40 protein-coding genes are annotated in these 23,018 nt (G+C 36.4%); 2 read left to right on the plus strand and 38 right to left on the minus strand.

Annotated elements, in window-relative coordinates; all coding sequences use genetic code 11:
- Nucleotides 1–2 precede the first annotated feature (2 nt).
- The 38 genes from OPF91_RS12460 to OPF91_RS12645 form a co-directional block, all read right to left on the minus strand.
- Complete coding sequence (locus tag OPF91_RS12460) at nt 3–1,415, minus strand: phage portal protein (protein WP_264989075.1); 1,413 nt, start codon at nt 1,413–1,415, stop codon at nt 3–5.
- A 12-nt stretch (nt 1,416–1,427) separates the two neighbouring features.
- Entirely contained in the window at nt 1,428–2,636 is a 1,209-nt protein-coding gene (locus OPF91_RS12465; RefSeq protein ID WP_264989076.1) for a PBSX family phage terminase large subunit, read from the minus strand.
- Nucleotides 2,636–3,364 carry a phage terminase small subunit gene (gene terS / locus OPF91_RS12470; RefSeq protein ID WP_264989077.1) on the minus strand — a complete coding sequence of 243 codons (729 nt, stop codon included), beginning with the start codon at nt 3,362–3,364 and terminating at the stop codon, nt 2,636–2,638. The genes OPF91_RS12465 and terS overlap by 1 nt, the downstream gene beginning before the upstream one ends.
- Nucleotides 3,365–3,538: 174 nt before the next feature.
- Nucleotides 3,539–4,315, minus strand: coding sequence for a hypothetical protein (locus OPF91_RS12475; protein WP_264989078.1), 777 nt, complete (start codon nt 4,313–4,315; stop codon nt 3,539–3,541).
- A 71-nt stretch (nt 4,316–4,386) separates the two neighbouring features.
- The gene (locus OPF91_RS12480; protein WP_264989079.1) at nt 4,387–4,575 is read right to left on the minus strand and encodes a hypothetical protein; all 189 of its coding nucleotides are present in this window, start codon (nt 4,573–4,575) and stop codon (nt 4,387–4,389) included.
- A gap of 301 nt (nt 4,576–4,876) precedes the next feature.
- Nucleotides 4,877–5,740: a hypothetical protein gene (locus tag OPF91_RS12485; RefSeq protein WP_264989080.1), complete on the minus strand. Its 864-nt coding sequence runs from the start codon at nt 5,738–5,740 to the stop codon at nt 4,877–4,879.
- Nucleotides 5,741–5,852: 112 nt separating this feature from the next.
- On the minus strand, nt 5,853–6,209 hold the full coding sequence (locus tag OPF91_RS12490; RefSeq protein ID WP_264989081.1) for a hypothetical protein: 357 nt from the start codon (nt 6,207–6,209) through the stop codon (nt 5,853–5,855).
- A gap of 225 nt (nt 6,210–6,434) precedes the next feature.
- A complete protein-coding gene (locus OPF91_RS12495; RefSeq protein WP_264989082.1) occupies nt 6,435–6,818 on the minus strand; it encodes a hypothetical protein in 384 nt (127 codons plus the stop codon).
- A gap of 61 nt (nt 6,819–6,879) precedes the next feature.
- On the minus strand, nt 6,880–7,491 hold the full coding sequence (locus OPF91_RS12500; protein ID WP_264989083.1) for a hypothetical protein: 612 nt from the start codon (nt 7,489–7,491) through the stop codon (nt 6,880–6,882).
- A gap of 181 nt (nt 7,492–7,672) precedes the next feature.
- Nucleotides 7,673–8,128: a hypothetical protein gene (locus tag OPF91_RS12505; RefSeq protein WP_264989084.1), complete on the minus strand. Its 456-nt coding sequence runs from the start codon at nt 8,126–8,128 to the stop codon at nt 7,673–7,675.
- A gap of 122 nt (nt 8,129–8,250) precedes the next feature.
- On the minus strand, nt 8,251–8,829 hold the full coding sequence (locus OPF91_RS12510) for a RuvC family protein (RefSeq protein ID WP_264989085.1): 579 nt from the start codon (nt 8,827–8,829) through the stop codon (nt 8,251–8,253).
- The gene (locus tag OPF91_RS12515; RefSeq protein ID WP_264989086.1) at nt 8,826–9,263 is read right to left on the minus strand and encodes an ASCH domain-containing protein; all 438 of its coding nucleotides are present in this window, start codon (nt 9,261–9,263) and stop codon (nt 8,826–8,828) included. Before OPF91_RS12515 ends, OPF91_RS12510 begins: the two co-directional genes overlap by 4 nt.
- Before the next feature lie 315 nt (nt 9,264–9,578).
- Entirely contained in the window at nt 9,579–9,821 is a 243-nt protein-coding gene (locus OPF91_RS12520; protein WP_264989087.1) for a hypothetical protein, read from the minus strand.
- Between the two features lie 76 nt (nt 9,822–9,897).
- Nucleotides 9,898–10,035, minus strand: a complete 138-nt coding sequence (locus OPF91_RS12525) for a hypothetical protein (protein ID WP_264989088.1) — start codon at nt 10,033–10,035, stop codon at nt 9,898–9,900.
- On the minus strand, nt 10,032–10,199 hold the full coding sequence (locus OPF91_RS12530; protein ID WP_264989089.1) for a hypothetical protein: 168 nt from the start codon (nt 10,197–10,199) through the stop codon (nt 10,032–10,034). The genes OPF91_RS12525 and OPF91_RS12530 overlap by 4 nt, the downstream gene beginning before the upstream one ends.
- Before the next feature lie 34 nt (nt 10,200–10,233).
- On the minus strand, nt 10,234–11,514 hold the full coding sequence (locus tag OPF91_RS12535; protein ID WP_264989090.1) for a replicative DNA helicase: 1,281 nt from the start codon (nt 11,512–11,514) through the stop codon (nt 10,234–10,236).
- Nucleotides 11,492–12,376 carry a phage replication protein O gene (locus OPF91_RS12540; protein ID WP_264989091.1) on the minus strand — a complete coding sequence of 295 codons (885 nt, stop codon included), beginning with the start codon at nt 12,374–12,376 and terminating at the stop codon, nt 11,492–11,494. Before OPF91_RS12540 ends, OPF91_RS12535 begins: the two co-directional genes overlap by 23 nt.
- A 33-nt stretch (nt 12,377–12,409) precedes the next feature.
- Nucleotides 12,410–12,631, minus strand: coding sequence for a hypothetical protein (locus OPF91_RS12545; RefSeq protein ID WP_264989092.1), 222 nt, complete (start codon nt 12,629–12,631; stop codon nt 12,410–12,412).
- Nucleotides 12,631–13,386: an MBL fold metallo-hydrolase gene (locus tag OPF91_RS12550; protein WP_264989093.1), complete on the minus strand. Its 756-nt coding sequence runs from the start codon at nt 13,384–13,386 to the stop codon at nt 12,631–12,633. The genes OPF91_RS12545 and OPF91_RS12550 overlap by 1 nt, the downstream gene beginning before the upstream one ends.
- The gene (locus OPF91_RS12555) at nt 13,376–13,780 is read right to left on the minus strand and encodes a YopX family protein (protein WP_264989094.1); all 405 of its coding nucleotides are present in this window, start codon (nt 13,778–13,780) and stop codon (nt 13,376–13,378) included. Before OPF91_RS12555 ends, OPF91_RS12550 begins: the two co-directional genes overlap by 11 nt.
- Nucleotides 13,781–13,804: 24 nt before the next feature.
- Nucleotides 13,805–14,689, minus strand: a complete 885-nt coding sequence (locus tag OPF91_RS12560; RefSeq protein WP_264989095.1) for a RecT family recombinase — start codon at nt 14,687–14,689, stop codon at nt 13,805–13,807.
- Nucleotides 14,690–14,691: 2 nt separating this feature from the next.
- Nucleotides 14,692–14,922, minus strand: coding sequence for a hypothetical protein (locus OPF91_RS12565; protein ID WP_264989096.1), 231 nt, complete (start codon nt 14,920–14,922; stop codon nt 14,692–14,694).
- Entirely contained in the window at nt 14,922–15,116 is a 195-nt protein-coding gene (locus OPF91_RS12570; protein ID WP_264989097.1) for a hypothetical protein, read from the minus strand. The genes OPF91_RS12565 and OPF91_RS12570 overlap by 1 nt, the downstream gene beginning before the upstream one ends.
- Entirely contained in the window at nt 15,106–15,378 is a 273-nt protein-coding gene (locus OPF91_RS12575) for a hypothetical protein (protein WP_264989098.1), read from the minus strand. Before OPF91_RS12575 ends, OPF91_RS12570 begins: the two co-directional genes overlap by 11 nt.
- On the minus strand, nt 15,371–16,894 hold the full coding sequence (locus tag OPF91_RS12580) for an AAA family ATPase (RefSeq protein WP_264989099.1): 1,524 nt from the start codon (nt 16,892–16,894) through the stop codon (nt 15,371–15,373). The genes OPF91_RS12575 and OPF91_RS12580 overlap by 8 nt, the downstream gene beginning before the upstream one ends.
- A 161-nt stretch (nt 16,895–17,055) precedes the next feature.
- Complete coding sequence (locus OPF91_RS12585; RefSeq protein ID WP_264989100.1) at nt 17,056–17,358, minus strand: hypothetical protein; 303 nt, start codon at nt 17,356–17,358, stop codon at nt 17,056–17,058.
- A gap of 5 nt (nt 17,359–17,363) precedes the next feature.
- Entirely contained in the window at nt 17,364–17,615 is a 252-nt protein-coding gene (locus OPF91_RS12590; protein ID WP_264989101.1) for a hypothetical protein, read from the minus strand.
- 15 nt (nt 17,616–17,630) lie between these two features.
- A complete protein-coding gene (locus OPF91_RS12595; RefSeq protein WP_264989102.1) occupies nt 17,631–18,521 on the minus strand; it encodes a hypothetical protein in 891 nt (296 codons plus the stop codon).
- A complete protein-coding gene (locus OPF91_RS12600) occupies nt 18,490–18,705 on the minus strand; it encodes a hypothetical protein (RefSeq protein WP_264989103.1) in 216 nt (71 codons plus the stop codon). The genes OPF91_RS12595 and OPF91_RS12600 overlap by 32 nt, the downstream gene beginning before the upstream one ends.
- Entirely contained in the window at nt 18,702–19,058 is a 357-nt protein-coding gene (locus tag OPF91_RS12605) for a hypothetical protein (RefSeq protein WP_264989104.1), read from the minus strand. The genes OPF91_RS12600 and OPF91_RS12605 overlap by 4 nt, the downstream gene beginning before the upstream one ends.
- Nucleotides 19,058–19,243 carry a hypothetical protein gene (locus tag OPF91_RS12610; RefSeq protein ID WP_264989105.1) on the minus strand — a complete coding sequence of 62 codons (186 nt, stop codon included), beginning with the start codon at nt 19,241–19,243 and terminating at the stop codon, nt 19,058–19,060. The genes OPF91_RS12605 and OPF91_RS12610 overlap by 1 nt, the downstream gene beginning before the upstream one ends.
- Nucleotides 19,237–19,500, minus strand: coding sequence for a hypothetical protein (locus tag OPF91_RS12615; protein ID WP_264989106.1), 264 nt, complete (start codon nt 19,498–19,500; stop codon nt 19,237–19,239). Before OPF91_RS12615 ends, OPF91_RS12610 begins: the two co-directional genes overlap by 7 nt.
- Nucleotides 19,490–19,627, minus strand: a complete 138-nt coding sequence (locus OPF91_RS12620) for a hypothetical protein (protein WP_264989107.1) — start codon at nt 19,625–19,627, stop codon at nt 19,490–19,492. The genes OPF91_RS12615 and OPF91_RS12620 overlap by 11 nt, the downstream gene beginning before the upstream one ends.
- A 5-nt stretch (nt 19,628–19,632) precedes the next feature.
- Nucleotides 19,633–19,809, minus strand: coding sequence for a hypothetical protein (locus OPF91_RS12625; protein WP_264989108.1), 177 nt, complete (start codon nt 19,807–19,809; stop codon nt 19,633–19,635).
- An 11-nt stretch (nt 19,810–19,820) separates the two neighbouring features.
- Entirely contained in the window at nt 19,821–20,051 is a 231-nt protein-coding gene (locus OPF91_RS12630; protein WP_264989109.1) for a hypothetical protein, read from the minus strand.
- A 14-nt stretch (nt 20,052–20,065) separates the two neighbouring features.
- Nucleotides 20,066–20,266, minus strand: coding sequence for a hypothetical protein (locus OPF91_RS12635; protein ID WP_264989110.1), 201 nt, complete (start codon nt 20,264–20,266; stop codon nt 20,066–20,068).
- Between the two features lie 20 nt (nt 20,267–20,286).
- Complete coding sequence (locus OPF91_RS12640) at nt 20,287–20,469, minus strand: helix-turn-helix domain-containing protein (protein WP_264989111.1); 183 nt, start codon at nt 20,467–20,469, stop codon at nt 20,287–20,289.
- A 119-nt stretch (nt 20,470–20,588) separates the two neighbouring features.
- On the minus strand, nt 20,589–21,323 hold the full coding sequence (locus OPF91_RS12645) for a phage regulatory protein/antirepressor Ant (protein WP_264989112.1): 735 nt from the start codon (nt 21,321–21,323) through the stop codon (nt 20,589–20,591).
- Between the two features lie 292 nt (nt 21,324–21,615).
- Here OPF91_RS12645 and OPF91_RS12650 point away from each other — a divergent pair, with 292 nt between their 5' ends.
- Together OPF91_RS12650 and OPF91_RS12655 are read left to right on the plus strand one after the other, a co-directional pair.
- On the plus strand, nt 21,616–21,966 hold the full coding sequence (locus tag OPF91_RS12650; RefSeq protein ID WP_264989113.1) for a helix-turn-helix domain-containing protein: 351 nt from the start codon (nt 21,616–21,618) through the stop codon (nt 21,964–21,966).
- Nucleotides 21,953–22,957 (plus strand): ImmA/IrrE family metallo-endopeptidase, encoded by a 1,005-nt coding sequence (locus OPF91_RS12655; RefSeq protein ID WP_264989114.1) that lies wholly within the window; start codon nt 21,953–21,955, stop codon nt 22,955–22,957. Before OPF91_RS12650 ends, OPF91_RS12655 begins: the two co-directional genes overlap by 14 nt.
- Nucleotides 22,958–23,018: the final 61 nt, after the last annotated feature.

Consider the following 23,018-nt stretch of genomic DNA (forward strand, 5'->3'; position numbering starts at 1 on the left):
AATCACTCTCTTTCAAATGCTTGTGATTCATTCTGGGTCAGAGGCATTGAGCGATTACCAAACTCCTCTTCATCTTGTATCATTGCCTCGACTTCTGCTTCTACATCATCAACCTCACTAAACAACGATAAACGTGTACGTTCCGATACCCGGCCCTGTAGCTTCTCCTGAATTTCTGCTTCCTCTAGTAGATTAGCAGGCAAATTACGTTTGAAGCCGAACCAAAGCTTTAAATAATCATCTTTGGAACAGATGCCTTTCTTTGCCCATGCACTACATAGCACTTTGAATTGGTACCTTAAAGCCGTAGTAAACTTCCGTTCCATTGTTTTACATTTATTAGCAAGCGCCATTAATTTATATTTCATCGCCACGCCACTTGCATTACCACTGAATGCCTCATCACTAAAGTTCACACTCTTTGCTAATCTCATAATATTCTCTTCCAAACGGTCTAAGTGATTTTCTATCATTTGATCATTGACTTCTTTTGTTAAGTATTTAATGTCATCGTTTTCTCCCATTAGCTCGAAAATGCCTGTACGTGAAATTTTCTTCGCATCCTCCTCATCCATTCCCATACCTCGAAGCACCAAATAAGCTAAACGCCATTGTTCAATTTCGTTAGAGGCATCTGAAAATGTACGGTCATATGCATCAATCAACTTATACACCTTGTCAGCATCACCTTGTAACTCTTCGTTATTCATAATCCCAAACAACGGACAATAGTCGAATAAATGCTTCCGTTCATTTTTCAAAGTAAATGGTGAATCTGTATCGATTCGTGTGTAAAGTCGCTCTGTCGTTGCGTCATAAAATACCAGTTGTTCTATTTCTACTTTGTCACCTTCATCGTTTAATTCTGCGACTTTATAATATCGAAATGCATATTTAGGATCGCTCACATTTGCTGTTTCTGAAAGAATAATCGTTTCCCATGGAGGTATAGCTGTCACCCTTTCATTACCATCTGTATCAATATAGAGTAACCGTGCTGAATAGCCACATATAGCTGTCTTTTTGCCTGATTCACTATCTAAGTCATCGATAGCATTACGTAAATTAAAAAGCTCAATTACCTCTGCTAATTTAGCTAGGGTTTGAGCTTTTTTATCTAATACATATGAAATTGGATTGCCGAACATGTAGCCTATTTTTGTGTCCACGATATCAGCATCGAATGAATTATTTAATGTGTTGTTCACTTTGTCATCAACACGTTGCACATGTTCATTTCCTTGGGCATACTCCGTCGGTTTGCGTGTTAAAATAGGCACCGCTGAATGCTCCGTTTTGTAACGGTTGTAGTTGAGCAGCCGTTTATTTCTTTCACTCTTGGTTTCCTCTACTAATTTGTTTAGCAATAGAGGCGTTATACCTTTTTCATCAATATATGTGATGTATTCATTCATGACAGCACCTCCTTATCGATTCTTCCCAGTGATAATTTGTTTGTAATAATGTGTATAAATAGCATACCGCAGGGCATCTAGTACATCGTCCCATAATTTCACTGGCTCTCCTGTACCTGAGTTCCACACATATTGATATATTTCATCTTCAAAACGTTTAATTTCATCACGTACAATAAACAATCGCTCTAACTTAAATCTTCTAGCCACTTCTTCGATACCAGCAACAACTGCTTTTCTTGCATTAAATGCTCGTATTTTTTCACGTTTAAAACGATCAATATGTTCTGGTCGAGCTGTATCACAATAAAAATTGATATTGCCATATCGTACTTTAATGTCCTTCGCTATTTTTACCCAATCATCAATCTCATAATATTGATGAGCATGCTCTTCGCATAAGTATACGTCCCCTTTATCATCCTCTGCTAGTACAACGATAGAGCCAAAATGCTCATACCCCCAGTCAACACCAGCAAAATATTTAACAATATTCTTTTTCGCAAATTCTTGCGAAGAAACATAATGTACCTTTTCATTAAAATCTTTGTATATGATGCCTTCAGCAGCTACCCATCGCCCATGAATATCACGATCAGTAAACATTCCCGATGGAGTACTGGCTACAATCGATTCAATATACTCTTCATCTAATTTGTCGTTATCAAATAAAGAAAAATGGAATACACGGATATTCAAACGGCCACTTTTTAAAGTTTGACCGTCTTGGTCAATGTAATCTTTTTTGATGCTGTGTGCTGGATTTTCAGGGTTTGTGTCGATTAATACTCGTGCTCCTGGATAAGAGCAACGTGAAATAACTTCTTTTACAAATGTGTCATGCAGTGCTGTACCTTCGTTGACAAAAGCGCCAGCTGATGTAAATCCACGTGCTTTTTTCCATGAATCTGCTTTTGCCCCATCGAATACATATACCTTATTACCAAAAATCGTAACAGCATTAGACTTATTTAGCTTCAGTTCTTTGCCCAATATCATTTCCATATCGTCTAGTACGTTTCGTCTTATACTAGCCTGCGTAGCGCCACCAATGATAAACGATAACCCTTGTCCTTCAAACTTTGCGATGTGCATTAAAAAAAGCAAGATAAACACAAAAGTTTTTCCTGCTCGCTTTGCGCCACTTGCGACTGTAATTTTAGGTTTTTCTTTAATGTACGAATCCATAACGGCTTGTTGTTTTTTTGTTAATTCAGCCATTACTCTTCACCAGCCATTCGTCGTAACATTTTAGCAACTTCGGATTCTTGTGTGCTGACATTAGGATTTTCTAATTTATTGATTTCGGCTTTTGTTTTATCAATATTCAACTGCAGCTGCTCAAGTTTGAGCCTACGTTCATCATCTTGGTCGGCCATCTCTACAAATTGACGAATAGAAGAACGCAACTCCCCAATAGCCCGTGATTGAGCCGTGAGTAGTTGCGCCTGTCGTTCCCATGCAAATTGGAATTCATATTCGATTTCCTTACCAAATTGAGTATCTTTACGTTTTTTGAGCTCTTTGATGATTTCATTTTTATCAGTCACATGCATAATACGTTGTGCTCGAATGATAGCAGCATATTGAATTTGTATCTGATCCCATATTAAATCAGCTGGGGCACGCTCATTCATGGATTCCATAATCTCAAGCGTTTCTTCTGGGAGGTATTTTTGAAACAATCCATGCGTTACTGCATTGCTGTTGCCATGCGGTGCCCCCCCTGCGTTACCTACAGCATTTTGATTACCTTTTGGCGCGCCGCGATTTCGATTAGTAACGTTACCTTTCAGGTGTTCGTTCCATTTATCTTGGTTTTTCCATTTTCTGATTTGCGAATCCGATAACTCTAGTTGGGTTGCAATCTCTGTCAAAAGCATTTGCCCCTGACTTTCGAGCCACATTTGAAATGCTTCGTCGCGCTTTGGATTTCTTGGTCTAGCCATAAATCATCAACACCACCTCCATATTTGAGTTGTTTTGTAATTACTACATTACCTCATTATGCTAATAGCCTTTTGTATTTTAAAATCACTTGTAATCGTTTCGTATATATTCCAATTGGCTGTTTGATGCCATTTTCAGGACAAATGAAAAACACCCCGAAGGATGCTTGAAGATTATTTTTTCTTCTTTCCTGGCAATATCCAATTTGTGGGTAAAAAAGTTCGTTTTTTAACTAAAGTTTTCTGACCATTCTCTATTTGATAAAGTTTTTCACATGTTTCATAGAAGTTGTATTCATATAAAAACTTTTCATACTCTGTAGTTGTATAATATAGTTCCATTTTTTTAGGCCTTGCATTACCTAAAGATGGTTTAGTTACATACGGTATCGGGATAAAAATTTCTACATCATTTTTCAAGTGATCTAAATACGCTTCATAAAAGTGTTGTTCGTAATACTTTTCTTCCAAATACAATTTTATCTCACATTCTAATATAACATCTGGTGCACCAACAAATTTCAGTTGAAAGAAACCAATTTTTTTATCATTAGTGACACTAGCAATCATTCTTAAGCTTTTATAGTAATCAAACTCTATTATCTTAGAATCTCTATGTAAATCGACTTCTTCCAACTGATAGCTAGCTCTTAAGTCATTGCATACAATAAAAGGTCTCGCCTTCTTTTTGTTTTCTGTTTGCACTTGTTGCGATTGGTAATCAATTTGCGTTTTTGCAGCAACATAAGCTCCTATTGCCCCTATAATTCCACCAATCATTCCTGTGATGCCCCCTATGATAGTAGCTACTTGTGGGCTATCACCTAATATAAATTGAAATATTATCGCTAATACCGAAATGATAAAAGCTATTATAGATACAGACAATATTGTTAAAATCATTTTTTCTATTCTTTTCACTTTTTCTACTTCTTCTGATTTTTCTATCATTGTAATAACCTCCCATTCAATCATAAGCTGAAAGGTGATAAATAGGAACAATTTTCTACAAAAAAGCCACGTTAGGAACGTGACTGAATGTAATCATTTAATTTTTGTTGTGTGATTTGTACTGTGTTAGCGATGTAATTTAATTGCTCTGAAACTACTTTTAAATTTTCTAAATCTTCAACATCAATATCTGTACAACTTAAGTTTGCAAAAGCTGTAGTCAATTCATTAAGCATCTTTACTATGCGCTCTGATTGCATGTTATTCTACCTCAATTTCTACGATTCTTGCTATTTCGTATTTGGCTTTTTCCATTTCAGCTTTACCTTCTGAGTCATAGCAACCTACTAAAACCTCATTAAACGGAAAGCCACTTATTAGTTTAAATACCAAATAAACTATGTCTATTTTTTATCCAAGTTCGCCCACCTCCTTTTAAACCTATGATAGATTAAAAGGAAACATTTGCATAATAAAAAGCCACACCTGTTAGATGTGACTAAAATAATCGCCATCTTCTGTGAGGTGCAACCAGCTCTTGTGATGGTCATCGTATTTTGTTTAATCCATTATCATTTTTATATCTATTAGGGAAAGTCTATCAATTTGATTTACCTGTTCTTTAATTTTATTCAATAATATTTCTAAATTTGAATTTCTATTTGGACTTGGTAGGTTGAATATTATATCAAACCCTATAGAAGTTGGTCTCCCTATAATTCTAGATATCATTGGTGATATATCATCTACTAACGCCATTACATATTGTATCATTTCTTCAGTGTTACCCTCTTTATATTCAAATTCCAATTGAATCGATTCGATTCCTTTCATTATTTTTTTGTTGTTACCTAAATTATTTAATGTTTGTCTTTCAATTTTATCTAATCGATTTAGTATTAACTCTGTAGCACTTTTATCAATACCTTGAATATTGTTTAATGCACTTTGTTCTTGAATTAATTGAATTAAAGGGTTCTCTACTTTTTCGTTGTTTAATGCAGCTTTCACAAAATTTGTTAAGTCCTCTTTTAACTGTACTGCGCCTAGCATATCATTTCTATAAAATATTGTACGCTGATCTACTATGTCAAAAGGCAAGCTAGTCCCCTCTTCAGCTAGCATTATTACAGGTTTAGCAATCGCATGTCTTACTGCTAATTCATACATAACATTTGGATTTAATCCTGTTAAATTTACTATATTTAAATCATCTTCAATAATTCTTGTTATAATCTGTCTATTAATTGAACCACTTTCGGATATTCTGTGAGCTACGTTTATATTTTTCGATTTGAACCCTAATTCATTTAATGTTGGAATTATTACAGCTTCAATCAAACCTTCAGTAGCTCTTCTAATCTCAGATTCAGTACTCCCTATAGGAGTAATTATAAAACATCGTTTTTCGTTACCTTCACTCACATCTATTACCTCCTATCTATTTTTATAATAGAATAAATGTAAGAGTTTGTCATTATAACAAATATGAAGGCAACAAAAAAGCCACAACTGGTTAGATGTGACTTAATTTTTATTAATTTAATTCCTTTAACATATACTTCAAAGTTCCATTAGTAAATGTTATATCTTGTGAACTCTCCGAATCCCAAAACTTTTTATTATTCCAACGAATAAAACCGTATAGTTTAACATTCGTTAAGTCTATACTTTTAAGGAGAAATTTCATACTACCTTCAGACGATACAACAGCGTCTATTCTATGAGATAGGGTTAATAATGAAACTCTATCCTTAGCCTTTTCTAACTTGAACAATTCTTTATCAAAAGTAGTATTTGCATATTCATGGAAATACTCAGCTAAATAATCTAATACTTCCTGGTTGTTACTAAAATGGTTTAATAAGTCCATCTTTTCATTTATCTGTCCCATATGTTTTTTCAACTCCTATTAGATTTCACTTAATTATAATATAAAAAGGAATCAATTGTCATTTGTAATATAAAAAAAGACTACCGAATTAGTAGTCTCTGTATGGAGTAACCTTTTATGGAAAACCTAGAAATAGTCTCTCCGAAAACTATCACGTTATCATCATAATACGGATTTGCAATAAAATTAATAGGAACAATATAGAGTGAATTTATACTAAATTAATCATATGGTATTGAAAGTAAGTAACCTTTTTATTTGAGCGTGTTTAGCATAGATGTACTGAGCGCTATAACCTAAATCTGCTGCAACTTGTTCTAATGTCTTGTCCTCAATATATTTTCCATAAATAATTTTCTGTTCAATACCTTTAAATTTTAGAATCAAATTTTTCAAATCGTGCAAATCGTTCATCTTATGAGCTAGTTCATATTCGATGACTTCTATACGTTCTTCTAGCTTAGCTCCTTCGCTATCGGCCGTTAATTTATATTTAGCTAAATCACCATGCACCCATCGTTTCAATTCATTTTTAGAGCGAAGTAAATTATGCTCAAGGTATGTGATTTCATCTTCTAATCGCTGGTAATCTTGTAACCATTCATACATTTACAACACCTACCTTGTTGTTTATTCTTTCATTCTCCTCTTGTATCTATTAATATAATCTTCATTTCTGAGATTCTTCAAGGTGATGGTCCTTTTCCAATTTTGCTAACTCTTTCTTCCCTTTATTTTTCAACAGGGTATACCTTTTTTCCATTTTTTTATATTTAGCTTCCAAAGTTGAATACCTTTTTTGTAATTTCTTTAATTCATCTTTATGTTTTTGTTGCGTATGTTCGACATCATTTAAATCCTTAAAGCCGAAAAGCATGGCAGTGACAATTACACCAATACAATAACCATAATCTGTTAAAGCAGTTAAACTATCAGTGAATATATCTCCCCTAATAATTGCAGCAATAAAGTAGGATATCAAGAAGAATAAAAGGGTTGGGATTGCGTTCCTTATGAGTTTTAATACAGTCCATGTAAATTTTTTATTTCTTTTTGATAATTCACCTGCTTTGTAAACTAAGAATGCAGGGAAAGTAAAAATTATAAAGTTAGATATTAAATATAGTAAAGAGGAGATTATTATCCAAAAACTACTCCTTTCAGATAATATTCCTAATATTTGTGGGAATTTATCATCACTCAATGCCCCTACAAGCATAACAATACTAGCAATTATTGCCCAACCAATTCCAAATTTAAAATAATTCAGTTCCTTTTTCATATATAGTCTAACCCCAATCATAAAAATATAGTATTTTATGATTATAAAGTTAGTTTTTATTTATTGGAATATAATTCAATAAATTCATTTTCCCCTTCTTTCAACATTTTCATTATGTGCATGCAGCAGCTCCCACCTTTTTACATAGTAGATGCCCCGGACTTCCCCAGGGCGATTTATATTAATCTAGTAAATCATCTTCATCATCAATTTCCTCTTCTGGTTCCTCAACATCATCCATACTCATCTGATCAGATGGTACAGAAGCTGTTCCGTCTCCATTGACTGTATAACCAATACCCTCATGTCCATCATTAAAATCTTCAATGCTCATTTGACTTGGTTCAAGCGATAGCTTTACGTTGGAACCTGCCTTCGGATAAAGTCGAATAATCTTGTCCTCACTATCTCCTTTCGCCTCAAATTTCAGAGCAGCCTTTTTGCTATCACGCTGAATCGACTTGAATTCTGCTGATAGTTTCACATCTCCAATTTCAAGAATTGCAACACCGCCAGCCATACCAATCAACTCTGATTTATGTGGTATTTCATCACCTAATACATGGAACTCAAGGATTTCCTTTTTATCATCCTTTTGAATTTTCTTAAACAAGACATCTAATTGAATTGCAGTCATATTTAGTTCCTCTTTTCTCTTTTGATTTTTACGCCCTAGCGTTCGATTTAAGACATTTTGATTTCATGCCTTATAAATTTACATAAAACTATTTAAAACGCCATACGGATGAATCTGACATGTCAAAACAACGTATTGTGAGTTAATCGTTTGTTGTCGATACCTAATATCGTGGCAACCACTTCGGCTTGATACGTTGGGCAGCCAATAAAATCAGGTTTGTCATACTGATAAATCAATCTAGCAATCTGCGCTAATATATAGGCATCGACAATATTGTCACTTTTATGTGAAAATCCATAATGGTCTTGCACTGCTGCCATCACAGCTTTTTTCTTTTGCGGACCAGTAAGGCGCTTTTTGTTACCAACTTCGCCTGTCCAACCTGTAGCACCGACAAATTTTTTAACAGCATTCGGCGCTACCTCATAATATTTAAAACCTCTTCTTACAAGTGCCATACGTATCCCCCAACCAATACCTCCAAGCTGGATGCCCTGTTGTGTGGCAAAACCAAAGCCCTCAATGGCGATTTGGTCACCTTTACGCATATAGTTCATCGATTCATCAATGAGCGTAATCATACGCCTGGGGTCTTTGTCACCAACACCTGTGAGCTCTTTCGCTTTTAAGACTTGTCCATGTTCATCCACTGCGACAAAGCCCGTTTTTGTTGATGGGTCAATACCGATAAATCTCATGATATGGCCTCCTTATCCCACTCCCACAGACTAAGTTTTCCCTTTGCTGTGATTGGTTCAGGTAAAACCTCTAAATTGGTAAACTCCCATGCATAACGACCTTCTGTGTAATCTCCGAACTCATACTCTAATCCTTGAATCATTGGACCACTTGTACATACTACACTTCCTACGCTTAACCCTACTTTGTGACAATCTACCAAATTAACCGTAGCTATTACTATTCCAGTAGGTAACTGTTTCCACGATGTAATTCCATACTCTGCTAAAACGCCTTTTATCCAACTGTCCTCACATGCTTCTTTATCCACTGTTTTACCTGCATGGATTGCTAATGCTCCTCTATGCTTTGTTTGCCAGCTACGTGTCTCGAATTTCTTCTCGCCCAAAGCAATGAGTGTAGCCCACGGCTGTTTGATTGTGATGGCTTTCATGACATGCTCCTTTCTTTGCAACTAATTTAATGTATATAAAATTCCGCAGATGATTAAAAAAGTGTGTAATATCCACACGACACGCGGGAGTTTGATTTCTTTTTGCTCCAATAAATATTTCATTCCTTATCCCCCTTCCTTTTGGCAAATTGCTTATTAAATTTAATCGTATATTCTATTAAAATTCATTATTTCATCCCAACTAGATAAAGGTTTTTCTCGCACATTTTTTCGTAGATTCCCTTTACGGGAATCCTCAAAGATAAATTATACTTTCCTCCATATTTTTCACCCTTCCTTTGGTCACACTATGCACTAATCAACATCGTGTGATGATATTCCTGCGTTCCCAACAGTTGTCCATACAGCGTCTGGATAAACATCTAACCAGTCACTTAAACCGATGATTTTATTCTCAACTGCCAACCCTCTTACTCCTGCCTTGTTTTTGGCTTGGACAACTATTGCCATTTCTCCAGTTTCCTCGTCCTTCAATACGTCATGTAATTGTATGAGTTTACCTGTCGAATCGTATCTAGGTTCAACTAATCTAGCCATGTTGCTTTCCCCCTCTCTGCATAATTGACATAATGCGGACATGTCCTTATTCTTGTCCGCATTATGGTCATTGTGCTTAATCCCAGTCTCCCAGTTCTTCCGCCAATTCCTCGTAATATTTCAGTTCGCAATCATCTTTACAAAAGCGATCGCTCTCCTCGGCAGAAGAATCTTCAATTTCATATTCTTTATTGTATTGTGCACAAGTGCTCATTCTTTCACCTCATTTTGCTTCGCTATATTAAATTTAAATTGCATACTATTAATATCTTTTTCACATACTCGTAATCGAATCCATTCGCCATTAACGAATGTTTCAATGACAATTTCATTCGATTCGTAGTCCATCATAAATGACCAATGTTTAACGGTTGGCATGGTTTCTTTCATCTCCCTACATATAATGGTTCTATTACCTATTAAGCTCCACAAATTTCTGCTTCCAGCCCATGAATAGTAGCTTGAATTCGTTCATCCCGACATCTCGGCCTTTCGCAAAAAACTGTTGAACAACTTTCCCTTGAGGCATTTTGTCAGCTGGATCATGCCAAAGGAATTCCACCACATCTGCATCTTGTTCAATGGATGATGACTCTTTTAAGTGAGAGAGCTGTGGCTTTTTCACGTTGTCACTTTCACGTGTCATTTGCGATAACATCATAAAACAGCAATTCATCTCTCTGGCTATTTGCTTTGCTGTAGTCGTTACATTGCCGATAGCTTGCGCCCTGGTTTCATTCTTGCGTTGTGAAATCTTCATAATTTGCAAGTAGTCCACTGCAATCATGGCAATTTGTCCGTAACGTTTTTTAAATCGCCTTGCTGTTGCCCTTACTTCTTCGATAGTGACGCCTGATGAGTCTTGTACAAAGATTGGTAGCTTTTCTAATTCTTTATAGGCATGCTCAATGACACCCAACTCTTCAGGATTTAGGTCCTTATTTTTAATACGGCCATAGGCAATGCCAGTTATGTTTGAAATCATACGGTCAAACAATTGGTTTTCATCCATTTCTTGTGAAAAAATAAGTGCTGGTCCATGCTTAGCAATGCCCATTACTCGTTGTAAAAGCATCGCTGTTTTACCTACAGATGGACGTCCAGCACTTACAAATAGCCAACCTCTCCAAAGTCCATGCGCCCATTTGTCGTATTGAGTAAAACCTGTAGGGATGTGCTCAGCACGTTTTAACAGATGATTAAAGTAACTTTGGCGTGATTCTTGCAGGCTTTTCATTTTTCCACCATCTTCTGGTCTTACTTCAGATGCAAGCTTTTCGATTGCTGCAAAATACTCGTCATCCGTCTCAAAATCTTCATACGCGAGATTCATAATTTTTTGTCCTATATCTGTACCGCGCCGTCTAAGGGCTTTAGAACGTACAATTTTGGCATAATGTGCAATATTAGCTGCTGTAGGAACAGCATTAGCAAGCTCTAGTAAATACGTAACTTCCATTTCATCCATTTTGTTATGCTTCATGTACATATCCATGACGGTTGCAATGTCTACAGGTTGATTTCTATCATCCAACCATTTCATCACTCGATAGATTTGTTGATGACGTGGACTAACAAAATCCCTATCCTCTAAAAAGACAATTTCATCTATTGCACTTGGTTCAAGAAATACTGCACCTAGTACCGATATTTCAGCTTCAAGTTCGTAGTTAGTTGCTCCAATCAAAGTCATCTGGATTGTTCCCTCCCTGTACCCATTGTTGGAAGGCTATTTCTTTATCCCTTGGGTCATATTGCAATTTTTGTTTAGGCTGAACAGGCTTTTTATCAGCATTCATTTTGATAGCGAGTTCCGTAAATTTTTCACGAAGCTTTTTAGCTGACAATACATTCGTGCGCCAAAATGAATCTTGTGTTACCCAATCCATTACCTGTTTTGCTAGATGCTTGTCTACTCCGTCAAGCTCAATTAACTTACGCATATCATCAGCCCATGTTTGCAGATTTGATTTTTTTATCAAATGGGATACGCCTGCTTCATTAGCAACAACTTCCACCTTGTCATAAAAATATTTAGCCATTTTGAAATAGGTGTTGTCCTCGTCATATTTTTTTTGACGAGTATTATTTATATCTTTTATATCTTTTATATCTTCTTTGTTCCCCTCATATTTGAGGGTTCTCTCTGTCATATTTGAGGGTTCTCTATCCATATTTGAGGGTTCACTCCTTTCAGTTCCCTCATATTTGAGGGTTCTCTTTTTCTTGATTTCGTTTTTGTAAAATTTCTTAGATTTCTTCACCTTAAATATGTTTCCATAAGGAGTCCTTTTCGTAATGACATATCCGTGTTTTCTTAAAATCGATATATTACGTTCAACTTTAGCTAGGCTGTAACCAAGTGATTCTGCTATTTCTATGTTTTTAATCGGCTGACCACCAAGGACGATACCGATAGTTTCACCATCCTCTGTTACCTCTTTTGTGGTCTTTGCAATCAACCATAGAAACTCCCACACGGCAGGTCCTATTTTTTCAACATGCTCTTTAGTTAAAATTCCAGTGAACACAGGAAAATAAAAACTATCGGACATCGTTCTCACCGCCTTACTGGTCCTCACATGCCCCTATTTCAATTGACTTTTGATATATCTAGTTAATTCATCTGCAAACTCTTCGATGTCCTGACGTTCATCTTTATCAACCAAAGGTTTATCTAACCAATCACCGATAAGGTCTGCAACAACTGCCGTAATTTTTTGTAGTTTCATTGTTTCAATTTGATTTTTCAACTCGGCATTTTCATTTCGCAATGCTACTGTTTCTAAAAATAAAGAATATGGATGCATCAAATAACCTCCAGTTCGTAATGTGTGCTTGCATGATAGCCTTTTTTCAAAAGCTCCCGTTTGACCGTCATTTCTGCCAACATGGGCAGATTATTTTTATCGCTTAGATGTGTCAGATAAATCTTTTCTCCGTTGCCTTGGACCAGCTCAGCAAGTGCCAACGCTGTTTGCTGATTGGACAAATGCCCTACGTGACTTATAATTCGAGCTTTGACACTGTTAGGATAATCGGAAGCTTCAACCATTCTTGGCTCATGATTGGCTTCGATGATATAAATATTGCTGTTTTGCATAGCACTAATCATGCTACTGTCTACTAACCCCGTATCTAGGCAAATAGAAACTTTGCAATTAATCGACTGCACAAAATATCCTTTAGGCTCATACGCATCATGGTGGACATCAAATGGCGTTATTTTAACTGACGAGGTAGACACTCCATGATTGAAAAAATGTCCATCTTCGCTAGTTTCGTGAATCAAATCTTCATCGACACCTGTGATACTTTTCCACTCTCCGCGTGAGGCATAGACAGGAATTTTATATTTATTTGCCAATGGCAGCCCTTTAATATGGTCACTGTGCGCATGTGTCACAAAGATGGCTATGACATTCGTCGGCACTATTCCGACTTCCAGTAGTCGTTTTTCAATCTTGGTTTTAGCGATGCCTGCATCGATTAAAATAGTCGAATTGTTCGCTGTTAGGGCAATACAGTTTCCACTAGAGCCACTTGCTAAGATGTCAACTTTCATTATCTACACCACCTAGCAATTCAGGGTTTTCGTGGATGTTGCCAACAATTTTCAAATTATGATAAGTAATCAGATGTTCATTTATTGTTTCAAAATCCTCTGAATCTGTTTGATAACAACCATCATTGAAAAATATAGGGAACCTATATCCATATGAATCTTCTAAAATATCCCCCTCGTAAATCTCTTTGTCATGATTGTCCTTTAAGCCTGTGTATTGCATTAAATCATAAGTACCTGTTCCGTCTAGTGAACTACCTTCACCATTTTGTAGATTGTAATAACATGCTTGATTCGTTTTATAGTCAAAAACGATAGAATCATGCGAATTATCACCACAAATGTGCATTTTCCTTACGTCTTTATCCCATACACGAAATTTAAACTCTCTCATTTTTTCTCCAACCCCTCATGTCACTTATTCGAGTAAGTCATCATCATTTTGCGGTTGCTGTGAAGCAAGCATTTCAATATTCATATCCAGCAGCTCAATCAACCCGACCATTTCAGGCTCGGTTGCTGTAGATGGGTTAATATTAGGTGCATTTTTAGATAGATATTCAGTAACAGCTTTTTTTGTTGTAATGCCGAGCTGTTTTAATTTTTCATTGATTTGCTGGCGTAATTCATCATCACGGGTTGGCGCTGGCTGTTCAATTGGTGGCTCTAATGCATCCGAATTTGGTGTAATATCCTTACGGGCTTGTGTTGTAGACTGTGACGCATCATTTGACGGAATCGTTACATCTTCAAATGACAAGCCATATTGCTTTTTCAACGCACGTTGTTGCACATGTTTGCCGAACATGTCGCTTGTCCATTTGTTCCAGTTGTCCTTGTTCTGACCTGTGAACATATGACTCACCTCGTCAATGTCCATGATGATAACTACTGGTGGATAACCTGCACGATAGGCGATTGAGTATGCACCAATAATTTTTCCACGTGGGAAGCCGATTTCATGTTGTACAACTTCCATTTGTTGTGTTTCACTATTTTTGGCAATTTTAAATTCGTCATTTTCATGCACCATTTGCGTATCAGGAGGGATAAAGCCCTCTTGTTCACGTGCCTTTGATAAATAGGCTTCTGCAGCAAATTGAATACGCGCTTGACTACCATATTTGATAAAAAAGATTTCATTTTTAAACGGGTCCAAACCGTATGACGCTGCCTTGTGAGCGAATAAAAGAAATTCTTGATCATTGGCTGTCGGTGCAATTGAATTACGAATAACCTCTAATACTGCTGGTTGAAAAGCTTCTGTGATTTCTGGCGTTAAAGTTGGTAAGTTTCTGTTCATAATTAGTTCCCCCTTGGGTTTTCAAGAAATTTAATATTAATTAATTCATCAATCGCATTTTTTAGGCTCATAGCATCTGAAATGCTAAGTCTAAAATTCTGTGTATCTTCATGAAATGGAAAAGCTATCTCGATATGATTGTAATTCCCCTCTGTATAACGAAGAATGATACAATCTTCTTTTCCACTCTCTGGGTAAAACCTGTCCGCAAAAGGAATAACTTTTATAGGCATTAGTAACCACCTCCAAACTTAGTTAATCCATGTTTGACCTGTTTTTTCATGCTGTCATAGGCTTTGTCATAAAGCGCGTCAACATCTTGGCCAGGCTCTACAGTAATAGTTATCGCTGCATCAACTTTCACATTTTCATAGTTTCCTAGATTTTTTGTGTATGTGTAGCCGACTGTGATTTCTTTAGCATTCATCCTTAGATACCTCCAACACTTTTGTTATTTCAGTAATAACCTCAGTACGTGTGTGCTCTATTAATTTGCCTCTAACATAATTCGCAACTTTGCGAGCATCATCTTCATGTTGGAACATATGAGCATCATCTTTTTTGCGAGATGCTTGAACATGAAATACTTGTCCTTGATAGTCCCAATTAACCTTCGATATGACCACTTCATTATTAAACTGGACAGTATAGTAAATGTTTGTTTCATTTTTAATCAGATTATTAGTCATTAGATTTTTCCTCGCTTTCGATTTGTAATTCTTGTTCAGCAACTACTTTAGCTATAATCAATTGACCGTTAGGCCCTTTAAATTTTGTGATAGATTCCGAGTTATCAACAAAGCATGGAGCAATAATTTCACTCTGTTTCGAAAGCACATCACGCAATTCAAGCCCAGCTCGGATTGATTCAGAAAGGGAGAGCTTTAAATAGTCCTTGCCATCCATCTGTACAATGAAAGTTGGCTTCATTTCACCAGTTGTTTTCACTGTTTCAAGTAGCTTGATTGATAGATTTTCAAACAACCCTTCTACTTTGATAGCTTGTAGCTCAGCTTCTTTTGCATAGAAGGCTTTAATCGCATCTAGGATAAAGATAGATTCGTTCAGTGATTCAAGTGTGGCTTTTTCAGCCGTTTGCGCTTCGATAACTTGCTCTTCAAGTGCTTTGTATTGCTTATGTTTAGCAATTTCATGTTCAATTGGATTTATTTTCTCTTGCAGTGCACGCACTTTCTCTAATTGCTCGGTTACATCAACATATTCAAGTGATTGCAACTCTTCTTCCAAAGCTTTACGTTCGTCCACGACTTTCTGAAACTGTACTTTAACTTGATTGATACGTTGCTCTTTATCAGATTTAACAGCTTCGATTGCTTCGTCTTGTAAGGTTTGATTACACACTCGACAAGTATCCTGTATCTCCTCATTTTTCAGTTGATTGAAGCTATCTTTTATTAAATCTCGCTCTGTTGTGAGTGCATGTATTCTACTGTGCAGGATATTAATTCGACTGTTTATGGTCTGCGCTTCATCCGCCACTTGTTCGATAGCGTTCCTATCCTTCACCAAATGGCTCAATTCGACGTTTAACGAATCAAGTGGTACTCTTGGAGCCTGTTGGTCTAATTGCTCCTGTAACGTCTTTGTGCGGCTTTGAGCAGCTATATATTGCTTGTCCAACTTAGTTTTATTGGCACGATGGATTTTGTCTAAATCCTCTAGCGAATGTTTTTTAACTAATGTGGCCAACTTGTCCGACTGTGGTTTTGGCAACTCTTTTAGGACCTCTTTGTTGGCTGGTGCAGTCGTGTATTGTAGTAACATCGCACGCTGTTTCTCCCAATGCAAAGTGAAGAAATAGTTTGGGTTGAATAGCGATAAAAATAAATCTTTATCAAATAACGGATCTATAACTCCACTAAATTCTCCTGCCTTGCTTGGTACTTGGTTTACGTAATATTGTGCCTTACCTTTTTTTAATCCACGGCCAAGTAATAGGTCTTTTCCGTCAACAGTAAGCAATAAAGAAACCGTAGTTTCATCCGCCTTATACGTGATTGGTGTCGGGTCCAATTTGCCCCCAATGGCATCTGTGCCGTATAATAACCATGTAATAGCTTCACCTATGGAGCTTTTACCTTTTGCATTGTCTGCGAAAATCTTAGTCAGGTCGGCAAACTTAACATTAAGATTTTCGTGGCTTTTGAAGTTTTGCAAAATTAATTGATTGAATTTAATTTCCATTTTTTCTCCTCATTTCATACTAAAGTAGTTTCGACCATTGCATCTCACCTCTCTGAAGCGCTATATAACCCCGTTGATACTCTTGAACAAACTGCTCAAACGTCCAGCCTTTGTTACCTAACTGTTTGCTGACAAAGATGTCCCCTAGCATTTCTAGTAAGCTATCGTTCACTCACTTTCACCTGCCTTTCAATTCTCACTCCATTGATGACTGTTCCTTCAACACATCGCTGATAAATGGTGGTTTTACCTAAGCCTATGAATTTCGATAATTCAACCATGGATCCCGAAAACACCAATTCGTCATCTTTATACATCTTGTATTGATACGTAGCTTTAGGACCCCTAGGTATTTTTTCATTTACCTGCTTACGTAACTTCTGCACTTCAAGGACAAGTTGAGGGTTCTGTTCCCAATTCGGTGTATCGCAAATAATCTGGGCTAAACGTATAGCTGGTTTCATTTTAATCACCCTCCATAAGCCAAAGTTAGTTCATCAATATCAACAAATGCCACGTACTTATCGCGTTTATTACCCACATCAATATAAATGCCACGCGATGTAATACGTGTAGCTTGTCCATGCCAACAACCACCACTGTAGCCGTTTACGTTATAACTGCAGCGTACCTGGTCACCAACATAGATTTTGTCACTTGGTCCTTGAACATAAAATTCGCCTGTATACTTCTTACTTTTGTTCCTGAAATCTACCGACATGTTAAATCTCCTTACTTATTCTTTATAATTTTCTACAACTGTTTCCCAATTATTAGCTACAGTTTCGAGTAACTTAATAGCTTTCTTTTCGTTTTCTTTAGCCTTTTGAAAAAGTTCAAGGTCGCAATGTTTATTGACCTCTGACTCTATTAAACTTGTAATAACCTCAGGTTCTAACGCGTCCAATTCCCAACATTCATAACCAAACTCGCTAATATAATTTGTTGCCCGACTATCTGTTAGTTTTGTAGGGTTAGGTGGTGGACCAAATTCCTCTATTTGATTCATATTTAAAGCAATTCGTTTAAACACTGGACTTACTTCGAAAATATTTAAACGGTCTATTATGTCCCTACTCATATCTTTACCACTTGGGTCATGGTCTCCCAGATGTATAATGTGAATATCTTTATGGGAATACCTTTCTAGTCTTTGGGATGCCGCCCACATTTCAGACTGGCTTACATAACCTCTACATGAGAAATAAGGAATATCTAGCTTTTGGCATATTTGCCCAACAACACCTGCTAACGCATCTTTCTCAACCCAAACTTCTATATAACAATCTTGATCTGCCCACTTATCAACTGCGTATGAATAAGCAGCAGATTTGATTATTCCTCCTGGTGAATCCCAATGAGAATTACTTTTTAAATTTCTAGTTCTATCAACAATGGCATTCCAATCGATTAAGCCTGCCATTCTACCATTCGAAATTAAAGTCCCTAAATTTTTATAACTTCTCTCATTGTTAGGGATTACATCTCTAGCTACCAATTGATAGTAAACTTGTCGAAGCGTTAAATCATAACCTTTGGCATGATATTCGCTAATGATGATATTCACCTTCTCTATAAGTTGAAGGCTTTCTTGTTTAAACTTTGTTTCTTTGTAGCATATCTTCACCTGACTTCCCCTCCCCGAAATTAATGCCCTGCACACATTGATTAGTCGCCATCAATGCGTAACGTATGCCTGCTTGTAAGCCTTTCTGATATTCTGTGAAACTTTCAGAAGGTACTTGATGATAAAGTGAAACCAACACATCAATTGCTCCTGGATCATGTTCGGGTGCTTTGGATTCGATCATTCATCTTCACGACCCTTCACTGGTAAGTCAAACCACTTCGCAACAGCGAGCATGCCATTCAAAAAATCATGCTCAAACTGAACAGTGGATTCTGAATACTTATTGTAGAAGAAATTAAATTCCTCAACTGGTGTTCGTTTGACTACAAAGTTGCCAAAGCAAATTTGTACAGCATCCTTTAGTTCATATTGATTGTTAATTAACAATTCAGCTAATTTGGCAACAGCGTATTTATTTAACAAAGTATCACCTGCATAAATAGATGCAACATCGCTAATTAAATAAGCTGTGCTATACATGTCACAATCCTCAACTGCATCTGCGATTGCTTGCATAATTTCTACTTTGTACATCAATCCTCAACCTCCTCATAGTCCCAAACGTCAATGTCAATATCTAAGACCTTTGCTCCTGTTGCAAATAAGGCATCTTTAATCATTTGCTTCGCTTTTGATTCTGATAACATTTCATACTCAGCTTCGGACACTGGTAATTTGGCTTGGAATTTTACAGTTGCTTCACCTGTTATTATTAACATTTTGATTCACCCAATTTCAGTAACTGTTCAAAGCGTTTTACTTCTATCTCTACGACGGCTTTGTGAGCATCAGCCATACCACCAGGCATAAACTTATGACTTGCTCGTGCTGTACTCTTGCGAAGCTTCATGCCTTTTTGAGCTAGTCCCATAATAAAATCGAAATCATCTACGCTAATCGTCACAGTTTTACGTGACGCTGCTAACGCGTTACATGCTTGTCCAACCAACTCAACTGGTACTGGATTAACTTTCATCCTCATCATCCTCTACTAAAATTTTTGCATCTGCCCATTCTGCACCACATCCAATACAAACTCTGTCACCATCAAAGACCGCCGAGCCAAAACACGAATCGCAGTATTTACATTCATAGTGAGCCATCTGATTCACCCTTTCACTTTGCGTGGTTGCCAATCTAACCACGATGGCTTACTACGCGTATTCATAATGCTTTTACAGATGTGACAAAAACATCTATTCTCTGTCCATGTGTAATGTACAACCTCACATGGTTCAAAATCTCGCAAGCATTCACCACAGTATGTGCTTGATGTTTCTTTCATACTTAACCCTCCTATGACACTGCTTGGCTCTCGCCGTAGTCAGCGCTAACGTTAACACCGTAGCGATGGCCTGCTATAAAACGACCTCTATGTCTAACGGCGAATGTTACATACATCTCACCACTTACACCGTGCTTTTTTGCAATGCCTAACACAAGTGCATTGATATTAATGACATCCAACGATTCATAGCATCGAGTTGTTGCGCCTACATCTCTAATGTGCAAATTTAACCAGTACATTTTGATGCCTCCCTCTAAGATGTTGGAAGTGAATCCCCTACATATTGAACAACTTCTTCCCACAATTTTTTAATTGTTTTGGAACCCTCCCCCCATGCTTGCAGTAATTCAAGCGCTTTTTCAGGGTTAACCCTAGACAGTTCAGCTAACTTCACTGGTAAATACGCATTTTGTTTTACTCGAATCGGATCAATAGGTAAAAATTCTCCATTCATTGAATATCGCTCCTTCGGCTTTAAATATCTAAAATTTTGCGGATATGCTTGATATGTTCTTGCGCTTTTGGACCATCTTTTTTACCTCGGATAATATCTGATAAATAAACACTTCCAATACCTAACATTTCAGCTAGTTGTTTTTGACTCATCTTACGTTTAAACAATTCACTTCGTACTTTTGCTCCTAATTCTTCTGGCATTTGATTCACCTTACTTTCTGCTATTTTGAGGTTGCAATCCTCGCTATTTGCTATCAAGACTTATATACCGTCATTGGCTCGGTATCACAGCGCGTTAGACATAAATTGAAATGCGACATTCAACTAGCTTCCTCACGTTCGATAACAGGCAAGATTCCTTCACCTTTTAACAAGTCATAAATGAACAATCGACCTTTCTGCGTCCACTTCGTACTGACTCTCGACTTATCAGCGTCAATTACATGGGTAGTCGTCTGTGTATATCCTTTAGCTTGATACTTGGCATACAATAGCCAAATATCGCCTTGTTTATATTGCACACCCAGCTCATGAAGCAATTTGTTCAACTTGGTAGCACTCATGCCATAGTCCTTTGCAATTTTAGACACAGACAGCAACGACTTGTTTTGAAGCACCATGTCATAGTAACTAGCTTTCGGCTGTAGCTCGTTGTTTTGTTGCACGAGTACAAGATTTTCGATTTGGAGCTTTTCGTTTTCCTCCACCTTTTCCACCAATTGCAACAAGGCTTCTTTATATGTGGTAGGTACATTGAATTGTGATTGTTGATTATTTTCAAGTTCCTCGATTCGTTTGATAACCTTGTACCGAGTTACAGCATCATATTTCAACGCCAATTGCATAGCGCCATCTTTGCCGAATTTGTAACAAGGATATTTTTTACCTCTGTCACTTGTGTAAGTTGACAGCTCAAATATGAGCTGTGAGATTTCTACTCCTAGATCTTCAATTTCACTACGAATATCCCTCATGACATTCTTGTGTTCTTTTCCTACAATTTCTGCAATATCCAAACTTGTCATTTGAACATCAGCTTTCATTAATTCGTTCATCTAAATCACCTCTCTTTTTTGGTAAACTAAATTATTAGCTAAAAAGATTGACAATAATTAAAACTAGTTTTAATATGAAGACATAGCTAAATAAGACTTCGATAAGCCTATTAAATCAACATTTTGAACCGTTCCCCAACGATAAAATGACTATTATAAGGTTGTCTTTTCTGTCGTCTTAGTAGCCAATAATTTAGCTTACCTAGAGTATATTAAAACTAGATTTAAAAATCAAGCGCTTTGTTAAAACTAGTTTTTATTAAAGGGTATGCAAACGAAAGGAACCTTTGATATGACTGCGTTTGACATTCTAAAAAAACTTTGTGATGAGCAAGGAATTTCTGTAAATACACTCGAAGAAAAGATAGGACTTGGAAAAAATACATTATATTCTTGGAAGAAAAATACTCCAAAAGGAAGTAATCTAATTAGGGTAGCTGACTATTTCCAAGTGTCAACTGACTACCTATTAGGTCGTTCAGAAGAAAAAAGAACTTTCAATACAGCTCTTGAACATATAGAAGAAGATATAGACATTAGAACATTGAATCGAATGGCTAAAGATATGACACCTAATCAACGCAAAAAAGCTATACGTGTATTAGAAGCAACATTTGAGGATTTGTTTGATGATGAAGACTAGGATTAAACCGAATTACAAAAAGGCTCGCTCATTAGCTACTAAAGCCTTAGCTGAACATAATATCCATGACTTCCCCATTGATATGATTTCTGTTTTCTCTTCTTATTCAGACGTAAAAGTTTTGACGTATTCGGAAATGGCTAAAAAAGGAAATTGCTCTGTAGAAGAAATTATTGAAATTAATTCTTCAGAGGATGGTGTTATACATTATTGTGGTAAAAGAAAAAAATACATGGTTATTTACAATGACACAGTGGCGACTAAAGAACGAGTATATTGGACACTTGCCCATGAATTCGGACATTATCTTTTAAAACATCATGAAGATTCCAATCGTTCAAGTTTAACAAGAAACACCCTGTCAGACGCTGAATACGATATTTATGAGGTTGAAGCGAATTTTTTTGCTAGATTTTTCATAACACCCCCCTCTATAATTTGGGCGATAAATATGAATAACTCTAATCAAATATCTTCATACTTCGGCGTCTCTTACACTGCTGCAAACAATACACGAAAATATATAGTTGAAAGTTTAAAAAAAGGAATTATTTTTGGTATTCCTAGTATTTTGAACAAATGCTATTCCCAATTCGTTCAACGCATCAATCACGGGAAGACATGTGTTAAATGTAATAGCTATTTTGAAATTGAAAACCTCAAACAATGTTCTATTTGTAATGGAACTGTGTTTAATAAATATAAAAAAGGAGAAAATTCTATGGCAAAATATCCAGGAGTTGTAGAGGTTGATGGTAAAGGACGTGCTAAAACATGTCCTAAGTGCGAAAACGAAGAATTAGATTTTGACGGAAATCATTGTAATGTTTGTTCAACTTACTTAGTAAATGAATGTTCTGATACTAATTATTGTGGAACATTTTTATCATGGAACGCTCGATATTGTCACAAATGCGGAAATCCTTCTACATACCTAAACAATAACCATCTTAAAGAATGGGATTACAAACCAGTTTATTTACCTTTTTAAATTATACAATGCTAAAAAAAGAACATACATTATCTTTAAGTAGTGAAGATAATGTAAAAAT

Origin of the sequence: Lysinibacillus piscis, assembly GCF_026012395.1 — a bacterium.
GTDB lineage: Bacteria > Bacillota > Bacilli > Bacillales_A > Planococcaceae > Lysinibacillus > Lysinibacillus piscis.